Source organism: Phyllobacterium sp. 22552 (genome assembly GCF_052044585.1).
GTDB classification, from domain to species: domain Bacteria; phylum Pseudomonadota; class Alphaproteobacteria; order Rhizobiales; family Rhizobiaceae; genus Phyllobacterium; species Phyllobacterium ifriqiyense.
Genome location: NZ_JBQENG010000003.1, coordinates 520,615 through 543,708 on the forward strand (window position 1 = coordinate 520,615; position 23,094 = coordinate 543,708).

Annotated in this window: 21 protein-coding genes; 13 read left to right on the top strand and 8 right to left on the bottom strand. The window is 53.7% G+C overall.

What is annotated here, in order from left to right; all coding sequences use genetic code 11:
* Positions 1-92: 92 nt before the first annotated feature.
* Positions 93-1,484, bottom strand: a complete 1,392-nt coding sequence (fumC, locus tag ACTJI9_RS09715; RefSeq protein WP_440807579.1) for a class II fumarate hydratase — start codon at positions 1,482-1,484, stop codon at positions 93-95.
* Between the two features lie 139 nt (positions 1,485-1,623).
* Between fumC and ACTJI9_RS09720 the strand changes: the two genes are divergently transcribed.
* Positions 1,624-2,034 carry an SRPBCC family protein gene (locus ACTJI9_RS09720; RefSeq protein WP_115055221.1) on the top strand — a complete coding sequence of 137 codons (411 nt, stop codon included), beginning with the start codon at positions 1,624-1,626 and terminating at the stop codon, positions 2,032-2,034.
* 3 nt (positions 2,035-2,037) lie between these two features.
* Positions 2,038-2,394: a VOC family protein gene (locus tag ACTJI9_RS09725; RefSeq protein WP_440807581.1), complete on the top strand. Its 357-nt coding sequence runs from the start codon at positions 2,038-2,040 to the stop codon at positions 2,392-2,394.
* A gap of 33 nt (positions 2,395-2,427) precedes the next feature.
* Here the strand turns inward: ACTJI9_RS09725 and ACTJI9_RS09730 are convergent, their stop codons facing one another.
* Positions 2,428-2,988 (bottom strand): NADPH-dependent FMN reductase, encoded by a 561-nt coding sequence (locus ACTJI9_RS09730; RefSeq protein WP_115055219.1) that lies wholly within the window; start codon positions 2,986-2,988, stop codon positions 2,428-2,430.
* An 88-nt stretch (positions 2,989-3,076) separates the two neighbouring features.
* Here ACTJI9_RS09730 and ACTJI9_RS09735 point away from each other — a divergent pair, with 88 nt between their 5' ends.
* Entirely contained in the window at positions 3,077-3,484 is a 408-nt protein-coding gene (locus ACTJI9_RS09735) for a winged helix-turn-helix transcriptional regulator (RefSeq protein ID WP_115055218.1), read from the top strand.
* A gap of 72 nt (positions 3,485-3,556) precedes the next feature.
* On the opposite strand, the gene groL is transcribed toward ACTJI9_RS09735, so the two are convergent.
* The 4 genes from groL to ACTJI9_RS09755 form a co-directional block, all read right to left on the bottom strand.
* The gene (gene groL, locus ACTJI9_RS09740; RefSeq protein WP_115055217.1) at positions 3,557-5,203 is read right to left on the bottom strand and encodes a chaperonin GroEL; all 1,647 of its coding nucleotides are present in this window, start codon (positions 5,201-5,203) and stop codon (positions 3,557-3,559) included.
* A 56-nt stretch (positions 5,204-5,259) separates the two neighbouring features.
* Entirely contained in the window at positions 5,260-5,556 is a 297-nt protein-coding gene (groES, locus tag ACTJI9_RS09745) for a co-chaperone GroES (protein ID WP_115055216.1), read from the bottom strand.
* A gap of 363 nt (positions 5,557-5,919) precedes the next feature.
* Positions 5,920-6,231, bottom strand: a complete 312-nt coding sequence (locus tag ACTJI9_RS09750) for an ArsR/SmtB family transcription factor (protein ID WP_115055215.1) — start codon at positions 6,229-6,231, stop codon at positions 5,920-5,922.
* Positions 6,228-7,262 (bottom strand): cation diffusion facilitator family transporter, encoded by a 1,035-nt coding sequence (locus ACTJI9_RS09755; RefSeq protein ID WP_440807586.1) that lies wholly within the window; start codon positions 7,260-7,262, stop codon positions 6,228-6,230. The genes ACTJI9_RS09750 and ACTJI9_RS09755 overlap by 4 nt, the downstream gene beginning before the upstream one ends.
* 161 nt (positions 7,263-7,423) lie before the next feature.
* On the opposite strand from ACTJI9_RS09755, the gene ACTJI9_RS09760 reads away from it, so the two are divergent.
* The 6 genes from ACTJI9_RS09760 to ACTJI9_RS09785 all read left to right on the top strand — a co-directional run bounded on the left by ACTJI9_RS09760 (position 7,424) and on the right by ACTJI9_RS09785 (position 15,390).
* On the top strand, positions 7,424-8,272 hold the full coding sequence (locus ACTJI9_RS09760) for a TIGR01459 family HAD-type hydrolase (protein WP_354343501.1): 849 nt from the start codon (positions 7,424-7,426) through the stop codon (positions 8,270-8,272).
* A 12-nt stretch (positions 8,273-8,284) separates the two neighbouring features.
* Positions 8,285-9,265, top strand: a complete 981-nt coding sequence (locus ACTJI9_RS09765; protein WP_115055212.1) for a bifunctional riboflavin kinase/FAD synthetase — start codon at positions 8,285-8,287, stop codon at positions 9,263-9,265.
* Positions 9,266-9,366: 101 nt separating this feature from the next.
* Complete coding sequence (locus ACTJI9_RS09770) at positions 9,367-10,212, top strand: MipA/OmpV family protein (protein ID WP_307282988.1); 846 nt, start codon at positions 9,367-9,369, stop codon at positions 10,210-10,212.
* Between the two features lie 271 nt (positions 10,213-10,483).
* Positions 10,484-13,402 (top strand): isoleucine--tRNA ligase, encoded by a 2,919-nt coding sequence (gene ileS / locus ACTJI9_RS09775; protein WP_440807590.1) that lies wholly within the window; start codon positions 10,484-10,486, stop codon positions 13,400-13,402.
* 189 nt (positions 13,403-13,591) lie between these two features.
* Positions 13,592-14,272 (top strand): hypothetical protein, encoded by a 681-nt coding sequence (locus ACTJI9_RS09780; protein ID WP_115055209.1) that lies wholly within the window; start codon positions 13,592-13,594, stop codon positions 14,270-14,272.
* Positions 14,273-14,406: 134 nt separating this feature from the next.
* Entirely contained in the window at positions 14,407-15,390 is a 984-nt protein-coding gene (locus ACTJI9_RS09785; protein WP_440807593.1) for an Lnb N-terminal periplasmic domain-containing protein, read from the top strand.
* Between the two features lie 5 nt (positions 15,391-15,395).
* Here the strand turns inward: ACTJI9_RS09785 and ACTJI9_RS09790 are convergent, their stop codons facing one another.
* Entirely contained in the window at positions 15,396-15,827 is a 432-nt protein-coding gene (locus ACTJI9_RS09790) for a nucleoside deaminase (RefSeq protein WP_440807725.1), read from the bottom strand.
* Positions 15,828-15,926: 99 nt separating this feature from the next.
* Between ACTJI9_RS09790 and ACTJI9_RS09795 the strand changes: the two genes are divergently transcribed.
* From ACTJI9_RS09795 to ACTJI9_RS09810, 4 genes are read left to right on the top strand one after another with little or no spacing between them, the layout of a single operon-like run.
* Positions 15,927-17,798, top strand: coding sequence for a pseudouridine synthase (locus ACTJI9_RS09795; protein WP_440807595.1), 1,872 nt, complete (start codon positions 15,927-15,929; stop codon positions 17,796-17,798).
* A gap of 8 nt (positions 17,799-17,806) precedes the next feature.
* Positions 17,807-18,364: a 16S rRNA (guanine(966)-N(2))-methyltransferase RsmD gene (rsmD, locus tag ACTJI9_RS09800; RefSeq protein ID WP_115055205.1), complete on the top strand. Its 558-nt coding sequence runs from the start codon at positions 17,807-17,809 to the stop codon at positions 18,362-18,364.
* A 55-nt stretch (positions 18,365-18,419) separates the two neighbouring features.
* Complete coding sequence (locus tag ACTJI9_RS09805; RefSeq protein ID WP_440807597.1) at positions 18,420-19,889, top strand: M16 family metallopeptidase; 1,470 nt, start codon at positions 18,420-18,422, stop codon at positions 19,887-19,889.
* A complete protein-coding gene (locus ACTJI9_RS09810; RefSeq protein ID WP_435530069.1) occupies positions 19,886-21,196 on the top strand; it encodes a M16 family metallopeptidase in 1,311 nt (436 codons plus the stop codon). The genes ACTJI9_RS09805 and ACTJI9_RS09810 overlap by 4 nt, the downstream gene beginning before the upstream one ends.
* A 2-nt stretch (positions 21,197-21,198) precedes the next feature.
* Here ACTJI9_RS09810 and ACTJI9_RS09815 read toward each other — a convergent pair whose 3' ends face one another.
* Positions 21,199-23,031, bottom strand: a complete 1,833-nt coding sequence (locus tag ACTJI9_RS09815) for a monovalent cation:proton antiporter-2 (CPA2) family protein (protein WP_115055202.1) — start codon at positions 23,029-23,031, stop codon at positions 21,199-21,201.
* Positions 23,032-23,094 lie beyond the last annotated feature (63 nt).

The window sequence follows — 23,094 nt, forward strand, 5'->3', positions numbered from 1 at the left end:
TCTCCAAAAAAGTGACTGCGCGGTCAGTACGCGATGCATACTGTTTACTAAAGTCACTTTTTCGACAACAGATTGTTCATCAAATCCACTGCTTATTCCGGAGCGATCATCCGTTCCGGCCGCACAAGACGATCATAGTCCTCGGCTGACACATGTCCGCTGGCAAGCGCTTCCTCACGCAAAGTCGTCCCGTTCTTATGCGCTGTCTTGGCGATCTTGGCCGCATTGTCGTATCCGATGGCCGGAGCCAACGCAGTGACGAGCATGAGCGAACGTTCGAGCAAATCCTTGATGCGAACTTCGTCGGCTTCGATGCCCTCGACGCAATTGTCGGCAAAGGACACCATCGAATCGGCAAGCAGGCGAATGGACTGGAGTACATTGAGCGCGATAACAGGCTTGAACACATTCAGTTCAAAGTGGCCTTGGCTCGCTGCCACTGTAACGGTAGTTTGATTACCGAAAACCTGTGCTGCAACCATCGTCAGTGCTTCTGCCTGGGTCGGGTTGACCTTGCCTGGCATAATCGAGGAACCAGGTTCGTTTTCTGGCAATTTCAACTCACCGAGACCCGAACGGGGCCCCGATCCGAGAAAGCGAATATCATTGGCAATCTTGAAAAGATCAGTAGCAAGCGCATTCAGGCTGCCATGGAAATTCGCCAACGCGCCATGGCTCGCCAGAGCCTCAAATTTGTTTGGAGCCGTCTTGAACGGCAATCCCGTTATGTCTGACACAGCTTCAGCAAAGCCGGTATCGAAGCCAGCCGGAGCATTGAGCCCTGTGCCGACGGCAGTACCGCCCTGCGCCAGCAGGAAAACGTCCGCCAAGCTCTGTTCGATGCGTTTGCGGGCGTATTCAAGCGCGGCGCGGTACCCCGAAAACTCCTGTCCAAGTGTTACAGGTGTCGCATCCTGAGTGTGCGTACGGCCAATCTTGATAATGTCGGCGAAGGCCTTTTCCTTTTTGGCAAGCGCTGCTGTCAGATGGGCCAGGGCAGGATAGAGACGCTCGGTCGCTTCGACCGCCGTTGCAATGTGAATGGCCGTCGGGAACGTGTCATTTGACGACTGGCTCATATTGACGTGATCGTTCGGATGGACCGGTTTCTTCGAGCCCTTCGTTCCGCCGAGCATTTCAATAGCACGGTTAGAGATAACCTCGTTTGCATTCATATTGGACTGTGTTCCGGAACCAGTCTGCCATACGACGAGCGGGAAATGATCATCGAGCTTGCCTTCGATAACCTCTTCGGCGGCAACTGTAATTGCGCGGCCGGTGACTTCATCCAGTTTGCCCAGAGCCATATTGGTTTCTGCCGCAGCGCGTTTTACGATACCAAGTGCCCGAACCAATGGGATGGGCATACGTTCGCCGCCGATCTTGAAATTATGCAAAGAGCGCTCGGTCTGTGCGCCCCAATATTTGTCGGCAGCTACTTCGATTGGACCAAACGTGTCTGTTTCGGTGCGTGTAGAAGTCATCGTCTATTTTTCCTGTGACAGTTGGCGCAATGACTACTGCGAAGCGGTCCGGGAGGCAAGGTTCCAGCACGGAATGTTGGTCTGGATTTCGTAAGGTGCTAAGATAAAATCGATTATAGCACTGGTGGGAGGTCAAGCTATGACAGCACTGGAAGCACGAACTCTTCAGATCGCCATTCAACGCGATTGGAAGGATGTTTACCGCTATGCAAGCTTGCCTGAGCATTTGCCGGAGTGGGCATCGGGATTGACTTCGGGCCTGCAGAAGTCCGGAAATGAATGGGTGGCTGACGGTCCCGCCGGAAAGCTGCGTCTTCGGTTTGCGCCCGATAATGAGTTTGGCGTGTTAGACCATTGGGTAATAACGGAAACCGGAGAGAATGTTTATATTCCCCTGCGCGTCGTTGCCAATGGCAATGCTTCCGAAGTGATATTCACCTTGTTTCGATTGCCCGGCATTGACGATGAAAAGTTTACTGCGGACGCAGCATGGGTTATGCGCGACTTACAGAAACTGAGAGATTTGCTGGAAGCGCAATTGCTGGAGTAAGGGATGAGCAATAGTTCAGGTCAAGACAAACAGATCAACTATATCGAGTTCAACGTCGAGGATATTTCGCGCGCGAAGGATTTCTACGGCACCGCATTCGGCTGGACCTTCACCGATTATGGCCCGGCCTATTGCGAGTTTTCGGACGGCAATCTCAAGGGCGGTTTTGCTCATTCTGAGGGGGTGAGATCTGGCGGCCCATTGGTTATTCTTTTCGCCGATGATCTTGCGGATACGCTGGAACGTGTCAAAAAAGCGGGCGGAAAAATTTCAAAAGAGATATTTGAATTTCCCGGAGGGAAGCGCTTCCATTTTGTTGATCCGGAAGGCTACGAATTGGCGGTCTGGTCGGACAAGTAAGGAGGCGGCTGCACAAGCAGCCGCCGAATAGCATTAGGCGTCGCGTGCAGCTTTCAAGGCGTTGCCCCACCAGACAAGCTGATCAAGCTGGGCGCCTGCCGCCTCATTGAGGTGCGGATAATCGCTAAGCTTCTTTTCCCCTTTAACGACAGTCAAATATTCGGGGAAGGAAATATGGACGCCGGTCTTGACAGATGCCGCACCCATTTCAACGAATATAAGACGCAGATGTTCAACGGCGCGTGCACCGCCGACACCACCATATCCCACAAAAGCGACTGGCTTTTGAATGAACTCACCAAGATCTATCGCATTCTTCAGCACGGCAGTTGGCGCGTGGTTGTACTCTGCGACAGTGAAAATAAATCCGTCGAAAGAGCGCATCTTCTTCTTCCAGCGCTCGGCGGTTTCGCTTTCCGCCGTCGTGCTGCGTTCTTCACCAAAGAAATGCATAGGATAGTCTAGCAGGTCGACAATCTCGACCTCTAAATCATCGCGTTGGCTTGCAACGTCAGCGATCCATTTGGCAGGAAACTCGGCGAACCGGCCAATGCGCGTGCTGCCGACGATGACGCCGATTTTTAGTTTTGCCATTTTCAGAAATCCTTATCTTGGGATGGTAACTATTTGTGACCGGAGCTATATAGGTGACTGTTAAAAGTTCTAGCAAGGAGGCACTTTTTTGAAACCGAAGCACTTTGAGGTAACTCCTGCCTGTGGTGCGGTCCACCAGATTCTTTCCCGTGTCGGAGATAAGTGGACCGTGCTGGTCGTTAATTATTTGGGCGCTGGTTCAATGCGGTTCAACGAGTTGAAACGCTCGATTGATGGCATTTCTCAAAAAATGCTTACCAGCACTTTGCGTGGCTTGGAGCGCGACGGTTTTGTAACGAGAACGGTGTTTCCGACAATCCCGCCGCGTGTGGATTATGAGCTTACCGATCTTGGACGCGATCTGCTTGTGCCGGTGCGCAACCTTGCTGACTTCGCCATCCAAAATGAAACGCGTATCGCCAATGCGCGGGCCAGCTTCGATTCCGCGAACAAGGCTACGGAAATCACTCCGCCTTTCGCTCAAGCTGCCGAATAAAAACGCTTACTCGTACAACAAAAAAGGCGGGTCGAAACCCGCCTTTTCCGTATTCTATAGGGAGAGGACTTCTTAGAAGTCCATGCCGCCCATGCCGCCCATTCCGCCGCCTGGCATCTGGGGAGCACCGCCATTGTCCTTCTTAGGAGCTTCGGCAATCATGGCTTCGGTGGTGACTAGAAGACCTGCAACCGATGCTGCGTCCTGCAGAGCAGTACGAACAACCTTGACTGGATCAACAATGCCCATGACGATCAGATCGCCATATTCACCATTGGCCGCATTGTAGCCGTAGGTTTCTTTCTTGCTTTCAAGAATCTTGCCAACAACGATGGAAGCTTCATCGCCAGCATTTGTTGCGATCTGACGAGCCGGAGCCTGCAGAGCACGACGAACGATGTTGATGCCTGCATCCTGATCGGAATTTGCGCCCTTAAGAGTAAGGTTCGCAGAGGCACGTAGAAGAGCAACACCACCGCCAGGAACAATGCCTTCTTCAACAGCAGCACGCGTTGCGTTGAGAGCGTCGTCAACGCGGTCCTTCTTTTCCTTCACTTCAACTTCCGTTGCACCGCCAACGCGGATAACTGCAACACCGCCAGCGAGCTTGGCAAGACGTTCCTGCAGCTTCTCACGGTCGTAGTCGGAAGTTGTTTCATCGATCTGCTGCTTGATCTGGCCGACGCGGGCGTTGATTTCACCCTTCTTGCCATGACCGTCAACGATCGTGGTGTTTTCCTTGGTGATCGACACCTTCTTGGCGCGGCCGAGCATGTCGAGCGTAACGCTTTCGAGCTTGATGCCGAGGTCTTCGGAAATAACCTGACCGCCAGTAAGGATAGCGATGTCTTCAAGCATTGCCTTGCGGCGATCGCCGAAGCCAGGAGCCTTTACAGCCGCAATCTTCAGACCGCCGCGCAGCTTGTTGACAACGAGCGTAGCAAGAGCTTCGCCTTCTACGTCTTCAGAAATGATGACGAGTGGCTTGGAAGTCTGAACAACAGCTTCGAGAACTGGCAAAAGAGCCTGAAGGTTCGAGAGCTTCTTTTCATGAAGAAGGATGTAAGCATCTTCAAGATCAGCAACCATCTTTTCAGGGTTGGTGACGAAGTATGGCGACAGGTAGCCGCGATCGAACTGCATGCCTTCAACGACTTCCAGTTCGGTTTCAGCGGTCTTGGCTTCTTCAACGGTGATGACACCCTCGTTGCCGACCTTCTGCATTGCCTTGGCAATCATTTCGCCGATTTCGGTCTCGCCATTGGCAGAGATCGTGCCAACCTGCGCAACTTCTTCCGAAGTCTTGATCTTCTTGGCGCTCTTGCCGAGCTGCTTGACGACTTCTGCAACAGCAAGATCGATGCCGCGCTTCAGATCCATCGGGTTCATGCCAGCAGCAACAGCCTTGCCGCCTTCCTGAACGATTGCCTGAGCAAGAACAGTAGCAGTCGTGGTGCCGTCGCCAGCGATGTCGTTCGTCTTCGAAGCGACTTCACGGACCATCTGTGCGCCCATGTTTTCGAACTTGTCTTCAAGTTCGATTTCCTTGGCAACAGTCACGCCGTCCTTGGTGATGCGTGGAGCGCCGAAGGACTTGTCGATGACAACGTTACGGCCTTTCGGGCCGAGCGTTACCTTGACTGCATCTGCAAGGATATTAACGCCGCGCAGCATGCGCTCACGCGCGTCGCGGCCGAATTTTACTTCTTTAGAAGCCATTTTATCTCTCCTGGGATTTAACCCGGTTTGATCGAAATATTATTGGGTGACGGTGATTAGCCGAGGATGCCGAGAATGTCGGATTCCTTCATGATCAGCAGATCTTCGCCGCCGATCTTGACTTCCGTGCCGGACCACTTGCCGAACAGGATGTGATCGCCTGCCTTGACATCGAGCGGTATGAGCTTGCCAGCTTCGTCACGAGCGCCTGTGCCTACGGAGACGATTTCGCCTTCCTGTGGCTTTTCCTTGGCAGTATCCGGAATGATGATGCCGCCTGCAGTCTTTGCTTCCGATTCAACGCGGCGTACTACGACGCGGTCGTGAAGCGGGCGGAACTTGGTCTTGGCCATGGTTAGAACCCTTGATGTTGGTGTCAAAACGGTTTCGCAAACAGTTGTGCCATTCGCGTTATTAGCACTCGTTGATAGTGAGTGCTAACTGGAGCCGGAGATAGTGGGAGGGGTCGAAAGAGTCAAGGGAAAGGCGATGAAATTTTCATGACATTGGTGGATTCGAAGTTCCAGGTTGGACGCCGTCATACTCAGATAGCAGGGCCCCGGTAGGCTCCATCGCTATTTCACCATCCAGCGCTCGAGCAATGTGCATGTGCTGTCTTTGATTGCGCGCCATTGCGGCAACTTGTCCTTTGAAAAAGAGCCCAGAACTTTGGTGAGCGCCTTACCTGAAGTATAAAACGATCCGATGAAGCAGTTTTAGTCGTCACTATCCTCGCATACGTGATGCGCCATATCGACAAGCATGTCGCTGACATGTTTGTCAGCAAGTTCATAAAAAATCTGCTTTGCCTGCCGGTTGCCGCGCACCAGACGCGCCCCACGCAGTAATCGCAAGTGGTGACTGACCAATGATTGCGACAAATCCAGGCTTGCCGCAATGTCGCCGACGGAGCGTGGGTGTTCGAGACAAAAGAACAGGATTCGTAGTCGCGTCGGGTCGCCAAGCAGTTTGAATGTCTCGGCGAGGATGGTCGTATCAAGCTGGGATGGTATCGTTATTTTGCTCAATGTTTGTGACCTTCATGGCTATGGTCATGCGCTGCATGATCATGATCACCGTGGCCGCTATGGTCATCCTCCCCGTGATCGTGGTCATGTTCGCCGGAGGTGTCGATGCCAAGACAGCAGTCGCCGGTAGCATCGGCAAAATCGATGGCAATGGTCGAATGCTCGATCTCGAATTTTTTGATCAGCTCCGCCTCGACGGCTTTCACCAGCAGGCGCGGATCGCTGCCCTCTTTTGGCTTCACATGCAAGGTTGCCAGCGCCTTGCCGGATGTGATCATCCAGACGTGGACATGGCGTACGCCAGCCAGGTCGGAGACCGTTTTCATCAAGTGCTGTTCGATTTCTTCCGGCTTGGCATTTTCCGGGGCGCCTTCAAGCAGAATATGCAGGGAATTGCGCAGAAGTGCCCAAGCGCTGCGCAGGATCAACAAGCACACGAAGACCGAAAGGATCGGGTCGATTGGTGTCCAACCAGTATAATAGATAATGACCGATGCCGTAATGGCAGCTACGGAACCAAGCAGGTCGCCAAGAACGTGCAAGATCGCACCTTTGATGTTGACGTGATCCTTGTCGCCGCGGGTCAAAATCCAGAAGACGCCGATATTTACGAGCAGTCCTATCGTTGCGACGATAAACATTGGACCCGCGAGGACCTCGCCGGGATTGCGAAACCGCTCAAAGGCTTCGATGGCGATCCAGACAAGAATGGCGAAAAGTGCGAGCGCATTAATAAGGCCGGCAATGACCTCAAAGCGCAGATATCCAAATGTGCGGCGTTCATCAGCCGCGCGTTTGCCAAAACGAAATGCTGCATAGGCCAGTGCGAGAGCCCCAGCATCCGTCAACATATGTCCGGCGTCGGCAATCAATGCCAAGGAACCCGATAAAAGGCCCCCAATGACTTCCACAATCATAAACGTGAATGTGATCAGGAAGGCGATCAGGACCTTGCGCTCATTGTCAGCCGTTATTTTGGGAGCATGATCATGTGCGTGATCGTGCCCGTGCGTGCCGTGGGAATGCGCCATTTGAACCTCGTTTGATAACAAACATATCAATATTTGTTCATGTGTTTACTGTCAACCGGTCGATGCAGCTTTTGATGATGATCCCGAGTGACAGTTTTCCTGCAATCAGGTAAGCGAGGTGCAACTCGATTACTGGCATGGAGAAGAGCGGCATGACCGACATGGTACATTTGGCAAGTCTGGACGACTTGATGGATCGTTATGACGTGCTTCTTTGCGATGTCTGGGGTGTTTTGCACAATGGTGTCGATTCGTTTGCCTCCGCTTCAAAAGCATTGGCTCGCGCGAGAGCCGCTGGTTTGACCGTGGTCCTGATAACCAACGCCCCGCGACGCTTCGATAGCGTGGCAGCGCAAATCCATGGCTTGGGTGTGCCCGAAGATGCCTATGACCGGATCGTTACATCAGGCGATGTTACGCGTGAATTGATCCGCAATTCGCCGCGTAAGGTCTTCCATCTTGGACCGGAGCGTGATGAAACGCTTTACGAAGGACTGGACGTTGAGCTTGTGGAAGAGCGGGAGGCTGATGTCGTCGTCTGTACTGGTTATTTTGATGACGAAACGGAGACACCGGCTGATTATGCCGAAATGCTGACGCGTTTCCGTTCGCGCGATCTGCCATTTATCTGTGCCAATCCTGATATTGTCGTTGAGCGCGGAGATCGTCTGATCTGGTGTGCCGGTGCTTTGGCCCGCGATTATGGCCAGCTTGGTGGCCGGACCTTGATCGCCGGCAAGCCGCATCGACCGATTTATGAGGCTTCCATTGCCGCAGCTGAAGAGGTGCGTGGTAAACCTGTGGACCTTAACCGTGTCATTGCGATAGGCGATGGTATGCTGACGGATGTCAAAGGTGCTGATCTCTTTGGCATAGATGTCCTATATATATCCGGTGGCATTCACGCGGGTGATTATGTCCATGGTGGCGTTCACGATGTCGAAAAGCTGCTGGAATTCCTGAAGAAACACGGAAGCAATCCTGTTGCTACGATGCCTGCTCTGGCTTGAGGACAAGCAGCTATGCCAATTTTGCGCTTGACGGACCCCACGCAGCTGCCAGCTGATTTAAGAGACGCTGTAGTCGCGATTGGTAACTTTGACGGGGTGCATCGTGGGCATCAAGCAGTTCTCGAACGCGCTTTGGAAGCGGCTCAGGCTGCGGGCAGGCCCTCGCTGGTTTTAACGTTCGAGCCGCATCCACGCAGCGTCTTTGTGCCGGACCAACCCGTGGACCGGCTGACACCGGCAGCTGAAAAAGCTACTATTCTGGAGGCTTTGGGCTTCGACGCCGTGGTGGAATGCCCGTTCACGCGCGAATTCTCGCAATTGACTGCCGATGACTTCGTTGACCAGATTCTGGTCAGTGCCCTGCATGCAAGCCGCATCGTCACCGGCTTTGATTTTCATTTTGGCAAAAATCGCCAAGGCGGCCCCGCTTTTCTCATGGAGGCCGGTGACAAGCGCGGTTTCCATGTCACGCTGGTTGATGCGTTTCGCGATGAAGGCGGACAGGCCGTATCATCCAGCCGCATTCGCTCGCTGTTCGGGGAGGGCGACGTTGTAGAGGCGGCCAGCCTGTTGGGATATCGCCATCGCATTCGGGCAAAAGTGGTTCACGGCAAGCAGCTTGGTCGGACCATCGGTTATCCTACTGCCAATATGGTTCTGCCCCCGGAAACTCATTTGAAGCACGGCATCTATGCGGTTCGCTTTCGCCGGGCTGATGGCACCCTTTACGATGGCGTGGCCAGCTTCGGACGCAGACCCACAGTTGACACGGATGGCGAGCCACTTTTGGAAACGTACGTTTTCGATTTTTCCGGCGATCTATACGGTGAGATCTGCGCTGTTTCCTTCTTTGCATACCTTCGTGGCGAAGAAAAATTCGATGGGCTGGAGCCTATGATGCTTCAGATCAGAAGGGATGAAGAAGAGGCACGGGGACTTTTACAGGGTGTGAAGCCGCTCTCGCCGCTGGATAACACGATTAATTTTGTCTGAAATGGCAAATCGTTTACCATAAGAATAAATCCAATTTTATCTATCCTTTCGTAGCTTGGCCTGGAATTGCCGTCTCCCAAGGCAAATTTCGGAGTCAAGATATGTCTGTTCGTTTGATTGGCGCCCTTGCTGGCGCAGTATTTTTCGCGTCCCCCGCCATAGTGCTTGCGGATGAATATTATAGTGATGCGGAAACACCGGCCAGCAGCTCAAGAGGCGATCATTGGTGGTCGGGCGACTGGTATCTGACATTGGGAGCAAAGGGATTTGTTGCGCCGCGCTATGATGGCGCAAGCGATTATCGCCTGCTGGCCGCTCCGGTTATTTCACTTGGACGCGCTGGCAAGTCTGAAAAATTCTCGTCCCTGAATGACAATGCTTCCATCGGCTTTATCGATACCGGCGTGTTTCGCGCCGGTCTGACGGGCAAGCTGGTTTCCGGGCGCGACGATGATGACTCCCGCGATTTGAAGGGACTGCATGATACCGATTGGGGCGTAGAAGTTGGCGGGTTTGCCGAATTCTATCCGACAGATAATGTCCGCGGCCGCGTTGAAGTTCGCCGTGGCATTGGCGCGCATGATGGCGTGGTTGCAGATTTCGCTGTTGATGCCTTTACGGATATTACTCCAACGGTGCGTGTGTCCGCCGGTCCACGCGCTACTGTCGCGACGAAAGATTATTTCCGTGAATATTACGGTGTTAATCCAGCAGAGTCTGCTGCGTCTGGCCTTAAGGAATACCGGCCAGGAGGGGGGCTGAAGTCGCTCGGAATCGGCGGACAAATTACCTGGAAGACCACAGACAAGATCACGACAAGCGCCTATGCGGAGTATAACCGTTTGATGGGACCCGCGGCCGATTCAAGTCTGGTCAAAGAGCGTGGGTCAGCCAATCAGGCAACGTTCGGCCTGCAAGCGACTTATCGCTTCGACTTCTCGTTATAAGCATTATGGCAGATACAGACGAAGTTTATTGCATCTGCCCCTTTATTCTCGCGAGCGTGGTTGCTAAAAGCGCGGTCATGAAAACCGTTTGCGGGGCTTTTCCCAAGTCCGTACCGATTCAGATACGAATTACTGGCCCGGCCTTCACCTGAACCTGAAGCTATTTGCTTCGTGGTGTTGAAGGTCCGGGCGGCGCCTTTGCGCCTTATTTCGATTTCTTCAAATCCTTGCTTGCAGCGATAACGCGCGGGCCCAAGAAAAGCCAAGAAAAATGAACGATACGCCTAAGCCAATCGACTATTCGAAAACTCTATATCTGCCGCAGACGGATTTTCCGATGCGTGCTGGTTTGCCAGCCAAGGAACCGGAATTCGTCCAGCGCTGGCAGGACATGGACCTTTATCGGAAGCTGCGTGAAGACGGCAAAGATCGTCCGCTTTATGTGCTGCATGACGGTCCTCCCTATGCCAATGGCAATATCCATATCGGCCATGCACTGAACAAAATTCTCAAGGACGTCATCACGCGCTCCTTCCAGATGCGCGGTTACAATTCCAATTATGTCCCGGGTTGGGATTGCCACGGTCTGCCAATCGAATGGAAGATCGAGGAACAGTACCGCGCCAAAGGCAAAGACAAGGATCAGGTGCCGATCAACGAGTTCCGCAAGGAATGCCGCGAATTTGCCGCCAACTGGATCAAGGTCCAATCTGCCGAGTTCAAACGGCTTGGTATCGAAGGCGATTTCGAAAATCCCTACACAACGATGGCATTTCATGCAGAAAGCCGCATTGCTGGGGAACTCCTGAAGTTCGCCATGTCGGACCAGCTCTATCGCGGTTCCAAGCCTGTCATGTGGTCGGTTGTTGAGCGCACCGCTTTGGCCGAGGCCGAAGTGGAATATGCCGACGTTGAAAGCGATACGATCTGGGTCAAGTTTCCGATCGTCAATGGCGAAGGTGATCTCGCATCGGCCTATGTCGTCATCTGGACGACGACCCCTTGGACCATTCCTGGAAATAGGGCGGTCAACTACTCACCTCGCGTAGCCTACGGACTTTACGAGGTTGAAACGGCAGAGAATGATTTCGGCCCGCGTCCGGGCGAGATGTTGATTTTTGCAGATGCGTTGGCGGAAGATTCGGCCACGAAAGCCAAGCTGACTTTCAAGCGTATCAGAGCCATAACAGCCGATGAGTTTGCAGGCATCGCTCTCTCCCACCCGTTCAAAGGTTTTGGCGGTGGTTATGAATTTGCAGTGCCGATGCTTGGCGGGGATCACGTAACCGACGATGCAGGGACAGGCTTCGTCCATACAGCGCCCGGCCATGGTCGTGAGGATTTCGATGCGTGGATGGATGCCCGCAGCGATCTTGAAGCACGCGGTATTTCCTCGGCAATCCCCTTCACCGTTGATGATGCGGGTTACTACACCAAGGATGCACCGGGATTTGGGCCGGACCGTGAAGGAGGTGCCGCGCGCGTCATCGACGATAATGGCAAGAAGGGCGATGCCAACAAGGCTGTTATTGAAGAGCTGATCAATCGCGGCATGCTGTTTGCACGCGGTCGTATCAAACACTCTTATCCGCATTCGTGGCGTTCGAAAAAGCCGGTCATTTTCCGCAATACGCCGCAATGGTTTGTCTATATGGACAAAGATCTTGGCGATCAGACGACATTGCGTTCGCGCGCTCTTGCCGCCATCGACGAGACACGTTTCGTCCCTGCTGGTGGGCAAAACCGCTTGCGTGCAATGATTGAGGACCGTCCCGATTGGGTGCTTTCGCGCCAACGCGCCTGGGGCGTGCCAATCTGCGTTTTTGCCGACGAAGATGGCAATGTCTTGAAGGATGAAGCGGTCAACGCCCGCATTCTTGAGGCCTTTGAGCAGGAAGGCGCTGACGCCTGGTTTGCCGAAGGTGCCCGTGAGCGGTTCCTTGGCGAAAAAGCCAATGAACCCTGGGTACAAGTACGCGATATTCTCGACGTCTGGTTTGATTCAGGCTCGACCCATGTCTTCACTCTCGAGGATCGCCCTGATCTGAAATGGCCAGCGGATGTTTACCTCGAAGGTTCCGATCAACATCGCGGCTGGTTCCATTCGTCTTTGCTTGAAAGCTGCGGCACACGCGGACGCGCTCCATATAATACTCTTGTCACCCATGGCTTCACCATGGATGAAGAGGGGCGCAAGATGTCGAAGTCGCTCGGCAATACTGTCACGCCGCAGGATGTCATCAAGGATTCCGGGGCAGACATCCTTCGCCTTTGGGTCATGACAACCGATTATTGGGAAGATCAACGTCTGGGTAAAAACATCATCCAGACAAATATCGACTCATACCGCAAGCTGCGTAATACGATCCGTTGGATGCTAGGGACTTTGGCTCATGACGAAGGCGATGAAGTTGCCTATGCGGATATGCCAGAACTCGAGCAGCTAATGCTGCATCGACTCGCGGAACTCGATGAACTTGTGCGTTCGGGCTATGATGCCTTCGAATTCAAGCGGATCACGCGCGCATTGATCGATTTCCTCAATGTGGAATTGTCAGCATTCTATTTCGATATCCGCAAAGACGCACTCTATTGCGATGCGCCTTCCAGCATCAAGCGGAAAGCTGCACTGCAAGTTGTCAGGCATCTGTTCGACCGTATCGTGACTTGGCTGGCTCCCATGCTGCCATTTACAACGGAGGAAGCATGGCTTGATCTGCACAAGAATGCCGTTTCTGTTCATCTGGAGCAGTTCAGGGACACGCCAAAAGAGTGGAAGAACGAAGCGCTGGCCGCAAAGTGGCGCAAGGTGCGCGATGTTCGCCGCGTAGTTACGGGTGCGCTGGAGTTGGAGCGCGCCAAGAAAACGTTGGGTTCATCACTTGAGGCTGCCCCGCTGGTTTTCATCAACGATTCTGAATTGTTCGAAGCGGTGAAGGGTCTTGATATGGCCGAGATATGCATCACCAGTGCCATAACCATCACGGACGGAGCAGCGCCAGCAGATGCCTTTGTTGCTGATGACGTCAAAGGCGTCGCGGTCGTATCGCAACGGGCAACCGGCACAAAATGCGCACGGTCATGGCGATACACACATGATGTTGGATCAGATCCGGCCTATCCTGATGTATCGGCGCGGGATGCAGCGGCGCTACATGAACTGGCGAAGTTGGGAAAACTTGATGCCTGAATCAAATCTGCGGGTTATCCCTTGAGATAATCCGCGGATTTATTAACAAGAAAGAGCCTCGACTTGCTTAATGCTACAGGCCTCATGTAAAAGGCTTGCCATTGAGTTGCCTGAATTTAGAGGCAGGGCATAGATCAAGCGTATTTTTTGGCGGGCATCAGTGCTCAGGCTTGGGTGGAAGTGGCGAGTATGAATTTGAACGGACGCATCACGGTTCTAAGTGCATTGTTTGCATCGCTGGCAATAGCTGGCTGCAGCACATCGCCCACCTATGGCACCGACAAAACGTCCGGCGCGCAATTGCTTGACGACGTATCAAACATTGCTTCGTTCAGTAAAAAGAAAAATACGATCGCGTATAATCCAAGGCCGGAGCTTGTTCGTCCACCCGCTGGCGCTTCTGCAAACGCCCAGTTGCCGCAGCCGCAGGGCAATGTTGTATCTGAAAACAGCGCCAACTGGCCAGAATCGCCAGAACAGCGGCGCAAGCGCATTCGCGATACCGCAACTGCCAACCAGAACAACCCGAATTTTGTTCCGGAAGTTGAAAACGATATTCCTGCCGCTACCAAGTCGTCAAAATGGGATGAGTATGGCGTTTACAATGATAAGGCACCGAAGGTTGTGCCCGCCGGCTCGCCGCAAACCGATCAGAGCAGCGAGTTTCGTGCGCGCAAGCTCGCCTCAACGGCTGGCTCACCGACCACACGCAGATATTTGAGCGAACCACCGTTGGAATATAGGGCGCCCGCACCGACTGCGGCCACGGATGATCTTGGCAAAGACGAGGTCAAGAAAGAACGTGAGCGGAAAGCTGCAGCCCGGAAGGATAAGGGCTTCAGCTTCAAAAACTTGATTCCCTGGAACTGATCCAGAATTACTGCTCCTTACCTGTCGTAATGGTTGCCGCTTAAAGCGTGTTTCCGCAATCTGTTCCGAAAGTTTGGGAACAGATATGCTTGCGTTTCGTTAAGTTAACCTACGCCAGTCGAGGATTCTCCCAATTGTTCATTTTAAGATTGATCGGACGGATTATCCTCGTCCCTGTTTCGGTTCTGGTTTTTATATGGGGCGGGCTTGCCCTTTGGTATCAGCTTCCCTTTGGCGTTTTCGGCACCATCGGCTGTCTTATAGTCTGGATAGCGATTGCCTTTTCTGTGCTTTGGCTGGAAATAAAGGGCCGGTCATTTAGGGCATTAATTGTTCTTGTGCCAATATTGCTTGGACTGCTCTATTGGTGGAGCACGATTACACCATCGCTCACGCGCATCTGGGCTGACGATGTTGCACAGACGGTCACCGGAACTTTGTCAGGCAATCAGGTCACCTTGTCCAATGTGCGCAACTTCGAATGGAGAACGCGCGAGGATTTCACGCCGCGCTGGGAAGTGCGCACGTATAATATGGAAGATCTGGCATCGGTCGATGTATTCCTTTCCTATTGGTCCAATCCCGCCATCGCGCATACGCTTGTCAGTTTTGGCTTTAATAATGGCGAGCATGTTGTCTTTTCTGCTGAAATCCGGAAGGAGCGGCACGAAGCGTTTTCTGAGATCGGCGGTTTTTTCAAAGAATTTGAACTGGCAATGATCGCAGCCGACGAACGCGATATCGTTCGGTTGCGCACCAATATACGCAAGGAAGATGTGTATCGTTATCGTATCAATATGAAGCCGGAGATGCGCCAGGCATTGTTCCTGTCCTATGTCGACAATGCCAATCGCCTGGCGGAAAAAGCCAGCTTCTATAACACCGTGACCGCGAATTGCACGACGGTTATTTTTGATATGATACGGGCCATCACGCCGGATATTCCCATTGATTATCGGGTCATTTTCTCCGGTTATCTGCCAAGCTATCTTTATGATCTTGGCGCGATAGATAATCAGAAGCCTTTAAGTGAGGTGGAAAAGTCTGCCTTGAGCAATCAGCGTGCGATAAATGCAGACACGTCACCTGATTTTTCGGCAAGAATACGCAGCGATTAACGGCACTAGAGACGCTTTGCCTTGAAAAACTTTTTTAGCATAGCTTCTGACTCGGCTTCGCCAAAACCAGAATAGACTTCTGGGGCGTGATGGCAGGTTGGTTGCGTGAAGAAGCGAGCCCCGTTTTCGACGCCGCCACCTTTTATATCCTGTGCGCCATAATAAAGTCGGCGAATTCGAGCAAAGGAAACTGCGGCAGCGCACATGGTGCAAGGCTCAAGGGTAACGAAGAGATCGCATCCGGTCAGGCGCTCATCTGCAAGGATCTGGCAAGCTTCCCGAATAACCAGAATTTCAGCATGTGCAGTCGGGTCATTAAGCTCTCGGGTCCGGTTGCCAGCTGCCGAAATAATGGCTCCGTCTTTGACCAGGACGGCTCCAATTGGTACCTCTCCTCGGGCCGCTGCCGCGTGTGCTTGTGCCAAAGCCAGGCTCATAGGATCAGTTTTTTGGTTCACGGGCGGCTCATCATCCAGAATTTACTCGCAAGCACACTCCATAGCTGGTAGTGAGCCCTGCTGAAAGGCAAACATTCCATGACAAGCTCAAATGATGACGGCAAGGGCGGCAAACGCCCCTTTGAAAAGCGCAGTTTCGACAAGCGCGGTAATGATGGTCCCAAAGGACCCCGCAAGTTCGACAATGCTGCTCCGGCAAAGCGCGGTTTTGAACCGCGTAAAGAAGAAGCGCCGCTCGAAGAGGGCGAGCGCATAGCCAAGCGTTTGGCACGCGCGGGAATAGCATCCCGCCGCGAAGCCGAAACGATGATTGCGGCGGGCCGTGTTTCCGTCAATGGCAAACGACTTTCCAGTCCCGCTATCAACGTCATGCGCAGTGATCGCATCGAGGTTGATGGAAAACCATTGCCTGAAAAAGAGCGGACGCGCTTGTGGCTTTACCACAAGCCAGCTGGTCTTGTGACGACCAATCGCGATCCCGAAGGCCGACAGACCGTTTTCGAATCCTTGCCGAAAGATATGCCGCGCGTTTTGTCCGTTGGCCGTCTCGACATCAACACCGAAGGGCTGCTTTTGCTCACGAATGACGGTGGCTTGTCGCGCGCTCTGGAATTGCCGTCGACTGGTTGGCTTCGCCGTTACCGCGTTCGGGCTCATGGCAGTGTCACCCAGGAAAAGCTTGATACATTGAAGGATGGCATTGCCGTTGACGGCGTCTTTTATGGTGCAATTGAGGCCCATCTGGAACGTGAGCAGGGCTCTAACGTCTGGATCATGATGGGGCTTCGTGAGGGTAAGAACCGCGAAGTCAAGAACGTCCTGGGTGCGTTGGGTCTGTCTGTTAATCGGCTCATTCGTATTTCCTATGGTCCATTCCAGTTGAGCGATTTGCCGGAAGGTTCTGTTCGCGAAATGAATGGCCGCACGCTTCGCGACCAGCTTGGCGAACGCCTGATCGAAGAATCCGGCGCTGATTTTGATGCGCCGATCATCAATGTATTCTCGAATGATGCCGTGAAAGGCGAAGCTGTTCAGCAGCCCGCCGAACGTCCGGCTCCGGCACGCCGCTCGGAGTGGATTTCCAGCGCACCGGTAGAAAAACGACGCGCGCCTCGTAAATCCAAGGATGAACAGCGCGAAGAAAACCTTTCCCGCTGGTCGACAGATCGTACTGACCGCCCAGCCACACCGCGAACCGGTCGTGACGAACGGCCTGCACGTGGACCACGCGAAGAGCGCCCAACTCGCGCGGCTCGTGACAACGATCAGAAGCCGCGCGGCATTAGCTCGAAAGCGGATCGGGAGCGCAAGGAAGACGAGGCTATGGCACCGCGCAGTTCGCGTTCCGCGAATGTGTGGATGGCTCCGGGTGCCCGTCCCATGGGCAGTGCGAGGGCAAAGGCGGTAGAATCGCGTGAAGCAAGAAATCGCGCGGAAAGCGCAAGGTCGGAAAGACCGGCGCGTGCTGGCGAAGGCGCGAGCCGGCCAGCTCGGGGCTCTGATCGTCCGGCCTCGGATGGTCCTCGGGAAGACCGTGAAAGGCCAGGTGCTCGTGCGCCGGGGGGGTATTCCGGTGACAAGCCGCGCAGTTATTCTCCGCGTCCACCGCGTGAAGGCGGCGATAATGCGGAACGTCCGAAGCGTTCATTCGGCTCAGACCGTCCAGAAGGTTCCCGCAATGCACCGCGTCCCCCACGGGTTGGCAAGCGCGAGCGTGCGGAACTCAAGGAACGTGAAGCACGCGGCGACGTGCCGGCACACGGTGACCGGCCAAACCGCTCGGAACGCCCCTATGGTGCAAGCGGCAAGCCAACGCGCGCGCCCGGCAGGCAGGATGGCCGCAGCGGCGACCGCCCCTATGGTGGACCGAAAGCCGCACCCAGGGGTGCACCGCGTAGCGGCCCTGGTGGCGGAAGCAGGCCACCACGCGGCGGCAAGCCTAAAAGCTAAGGCCTCACATGCGGATTGTTGGCGGAAAATTTCGCGGACGCAGCTTGGCGACCCCAGAAACAAACGCGATCCGGCCGACAACGGACCGGACGCGTGAAAGCCTTTTCAATGTACTGGCGCATAACTACCCGGAAAAGTTCGAGTCCACGCGTGTGCTCGACCTATTTGCCGGCACAGGCGCTTTGGGACTGGAGGCTATGTCTCGCGGCGCACGCTATGGAATCTTCATTGAAGAATCTGCCCAAGGGCGTGGTTTGATTCGCACGAATATTGAGGCGTTTGGACTCAACGGAAACACCAAAGTGTTCAGCCGTGATGCAACCAAGCTTGGCGATGCAGGCAATGTCGAGCCCTTTGACCTGGTCTTTGCTGATCCGCCCTATGGCAAAGGTTTGGGCGAGCGTGCATTCAAGGCCGCTCTTGATGGCGGGTGGTTAAAGCCGGACGCGTTGCTGATCCTCGAAGAAGAAGCTGAAGCTGTCATTGCTTTTGACGCCCGCTTTGAAATCATCGAAGAGCGTTCTTACGGCGGAACAATCATAAGGCTTGTCACATTGAAGTCGTAATAGCTTGGGAAGTCCATCATTGCAGTGTCTGCAAAACAGAATTGGATTGATCTGAATGCTTCTTGTTCAAGGCCGCCTTGTTGCGGCATTTGTCTTGTCGGGCGTGGTTTTCGCCTCGTTTTCAACCCTTCCAGTGCGAGCGGAAACAAAGACTGCAACATTGGTTGCAGCTAACGCCTCGATCAAGAATGATGTCAGCTCGTTCCATCTCGAAAATGGGCTGGAAGTTGTTGTTATTCCCGACCACCGTGCTCCCGTTGTCACGCACATGCTGTGGTATCATGTCGGATCTGCCGACGAGGAGCCCGGAAAATCTGGTATTGCCCACTTCTTTGAGCATTTGATGTTCAAGGCGACCAAGACCTATCCGGCCGGTGAGTTCTCGCGCAAGGTTGCCGAGATTGGCGGACAGGAAAACGCGTTCACATCCTACGATTATACGGCCTTCTACCAGCAGCTCGCTCCACAGGCTCTGGAAATGGCTATGGCCTATGAAGCTGACCGGATGGAAAATCTCATCCTGAACGATGAAGTGGTCAAGACGGAACGGGATGTCGTTCTGGAAGAGCGCCGATCGCGCGTTGATAGCAATCCGTCTTCATTGCTCTCGGAAGAAGTGAATGCCACGCTTTATCAGAACCATCCATATCGGATGCCGGTAATCGGCTGGCTGCATGAGATGGAGAAGCTCAATCTGACAGATGCTCTGGCCTTCTATCAAAAATATTACACACCCAATAATGCGACGCTTGTTGTATCTGGTGACGTAGACAGCGCTACCGTTAAGGCACTTGCGGAAAAGACCTATGGCAAGGTTCCCCGGCGGGCAGAGCCCGGCAAGCGCGAGCGTCCGCAGGAACCTGAACAGAATACCAAACGTACGGTTTCGCTGGCCGACCCGCGTGTTTCTCAACCCAGCTTCCAGAAGATGTGGCTTGCTCCGTCCTATACCAATGCAAAACCCGGCGAAGCAGAGGCACTTGATTTGCTCAGCGAAATTCTTGGTGGCTCTGCGCGCAGCCGTATTTACCAGACACTGGTAGTCAAGGATGGCTCAGCGGCGAGCGCTGGCGCATATTATCAGGGCTCTTCGCTCGATGATGGCAGTTTTGGCGTTTATGGATCGCCCCGTGGCGATGCCACACTAAAAGATGTCGAAAATGGCATCGATGCGCAGGTTGCCCGGATTATCAAGGATGGCGTTACTGAAGACGAACTGGAAAAAGCCAGAAACCGCTTTTTGAAAAGCGTTATTTTCGCGCGAGACAGTCAAACCGGTATGGCTCGCATTTACGGCTCGACACTATCTACGGGCCAAACCATCAAAGATATCGAAGAGTGGCCGGATCGCATAAAGGCGGTGAAAGTTCAGGATATCCAGGACGTGGCCAAGCGATATCTCGTCGATAGCCGTTCAGTCACGAGCTATCTGATGCCGGAAGCGGGCACGCCCGATAAAAAAACTGAAAACCAGACGCAGAATGCAGGCGAGGGTGAAGCACCAGCGCAGGGAGTTGTCCAATGAGTGCATCCATCATGAAGCGATTTGCCGCTGCGTTTGTGCTCGCCGCCATTACCATCGCGCCTGCCTATGCCGTCGAAATCAAGGAAGTAGTATCGCCCAAAGGCATTCGGGCATGGCTGGTGCAGGACGATTTCGTCCCGCTCATCTCCATGCGCTTTTCGTTCAAAGGCGGTTCTGCGCAAGACCCATCAGGTAAGGATGGGATAGCCAATCTGATGACCGGCCTTTTTGACGAAGGCGCGGGCGATCTGGATTCCGAAAAATTTCAGCAACAGCTCGATGATGTCGGTGCTGAAATGAGTTTCAGCGCCGATGATGATGCGATCTCCGGCACAGTACGTATGCTTTCGGACAGACGTGATGCTGCTGTCGACTTGCTTGCTCTCGCTGTCAATAAGCCACGCTTCGATCAAGCTCCTATTGACCGTATCCGCCAGCAGGTTGTGGCTGGAATAAAGGCGTCCGAGCGCGATCCCAACACTATAGCAGGGCGCAAATTTGCTGAAGCCCTCTATGGTTCGCATCCCTATGGCCGTCAGTCGGAAGGTAAAGTGGAGACGCTGGGTACTATCACGCATGATGATCTTGCCACGTTCCACAAACGTAATTTTGCCCGCGATAATCTGATTGTTGCAGCGGTCGGCTCCATCAGCCCTGAGGATTTCGCTGCTTTGCTGGACAAGGTATTTGGCGATCTTCCTGAGAAGGCACAGCTTGAACCCGTCAGCGACGCAAAGCTGGGCTTGGATCGAACCACGCGGGTGGATTATGTCTTGCCCCAGACGTCAATTTCAATGGTTTATCCGGGCGTCCGCCGTCAGGATCCGGACTTTTTTCCGGTTTTCATCATGAACCATATTCTGGGTGGCGGCACATTCTCTTCACGTATCTACAATGAAGTTCGTGAAAAGCGTGGCCTTGCCTATTCCGCGGGTTCGACCCTTGCGACCAAGGACCATATGTCCGCGCTGATAATCTCGACCGCGACACGTGCTGATCGGTCTAATGAGACTTTGCAAATTCTGAAAGATGAGGTTGCGCGCATGGCCAAGGATGGGCCGACAGAAGAAGAACTGGTTGAGGCGAAGAAGTATCTGGTTGGCTCTTATGCCGTAAACAATCTGGATTCATCGTCAGCGGTGGCCAGCACTCTTGTTGGTTTGCAGGATCAAAAGCTTGGTCGTGATTATATCGACAGACGCGCTGATCTTATCAACTCTGTAACGCTTGAGCAGGTCAAGGCTGCGGCACAAAAACTGCTTTTGACGAGCCCTGCCGTGTTGATCGTCGGGCCGCCGCAATCCTGAGTTTATTCAGCCGGCGTTGGCACAGGTTTGGCGTCGATCTCCTCGTCCGGAACTGTGTCTATACGTTGAGCCTCACGTGTTGGCTTGACCAAAGGCTCGGGTGTTACCGGTCGCGTAAGAAGAAGATCATTACCTGCAGACAGGCCTTCTGCCGCCTGCAGGTGTAGCCTGTCCTCATCGCGTTGGCGAATGTCCTGCACTATTTCGTAGGCGAGATCTTCGCTAACGCCGAGTTCCTCGAGCGCTCGCCGCCCGAACACCAGGCCGGATTCAAAGGTTTCACGCAGCTCATAGTGGACGCCGCGAGCGCGTAGCTTCAGCGTATGTACGCGATCGTAAGATCGTACAAAAAGCTTTATATCCGGATACTCGGCCTGAATCATTTCAACAATCTGGTTTGTCGTTTCTTTCTTATGCGTGGTGACTGCCACAATCTTGGCCCGTCTTATACCGGCAGCTTCCAGCACTTCCTTTCGGGTTCCATCGCCGAAATAGATGCGGAATCCGAATTTGCTCGCCGCGCGTATACGGTCGGCTGAGGCATCGATAACAGTAACGTCGCTGCCGCCCGCCAGAAGAATTTGCGCTGCAATCTGCCCATAGCGCGAGAAGCCGATCATCATGACGTCGGCACCAGCCCCGTCAAAGTCCTCGTCAATCTCATCCTTCTTGTTGTGATCGACCAGAAAACGATTCCCAAGGGCAACCGATAAAGGCATTGCCGCCATGGAAAGCGTTGTTACCGCAACGAGTTCTGAGGCAGCCGAACCGGTCATAAGGCCTGCGGCAGCTGCTGCCGAAAACAAGACGAAACCAAACTCACCGCCTTGTGGCAGGAAAAACGCGACACGGATCGCATCATTGTGATTGTTGCGGAATATCCGGGCGAGCAGGTAAACTACCAAAGCTTTGATTGCCATGAAAACCGGTACAGCCAAAAGAATTGCCTGCCAATTTTGCAAAATGACATCAAGGTCGAGAGACAGGCCGACAGCCATGAAGAAAAGGCCGAGGAACACGCCGCGAAAGGGTTCGATATCGGCTTCAAGCTCATGGCGATAGGAAGATTCAGCCAAGAGTACACCGGCAATGAATGCACCCATAGCCATTGATAGACCGGCAAATTGCATCAGCGTCGCCGCCCCCAGAACCACGAACAAGGCTGCTGCGATCATGACTTCGCGTGCGCCGGTATTGGCAATAAACCGGAAAAGTGGATTAAGCAGATAGCGACCAACGGCAATGATCGCTCCAACGCAGATAACGGCGATGAGAAATTTGCCCAGCGGATCTGCCTCATGCGTTGCTGAGCCCGGTGCAAGGACAGGCACCATGGCCAAAAGCGGGACGATTGCCAGGTCCTGAAACAGCAAAATTGCAAATGATGTCTGTCCGTGAGGCATGGTCGTTTCGCCGCGCTCTTCCAGAATCTGCATGGCAAAGGCTGTCGATGAGAGGGCAAGGCCAAATCCCGTGATCAAGGCGGCCTGCCAATTCATAAGGGCAAGCGCAACGATCAAGCCGGTCAAAAGAGCGCCGGTAACGATTACCTGCGCTGCGCCGAGACCAAAAATTGCATGTCGCAATGTCCAAAGACGAGATGGCTTGAGTTCAAGGCCGATGACGAAAAGCAGGAAAACCACGCCGAGTTCTGAAAAGTGAAGGACCTGTTCGCCATCCGTGATCAGATTGGCAAGGGGGCCTATCAGCAGCCCGGCGGCAAGGTAGCCAAGCACGGTCCCCAGACCGAGACGCTTGAAAAGCGGGGCCGCAATAATCGCCCCTGCAAGAAGTGCAAGTGCCTGATAGTAGAGGTTGCCGCTCTGTGAAAGCATGTGCTCGTGATCCGGACCTTAAAAAATGTTGCGCGCGTTTGCCTTGATAGACCCTGATTTGCA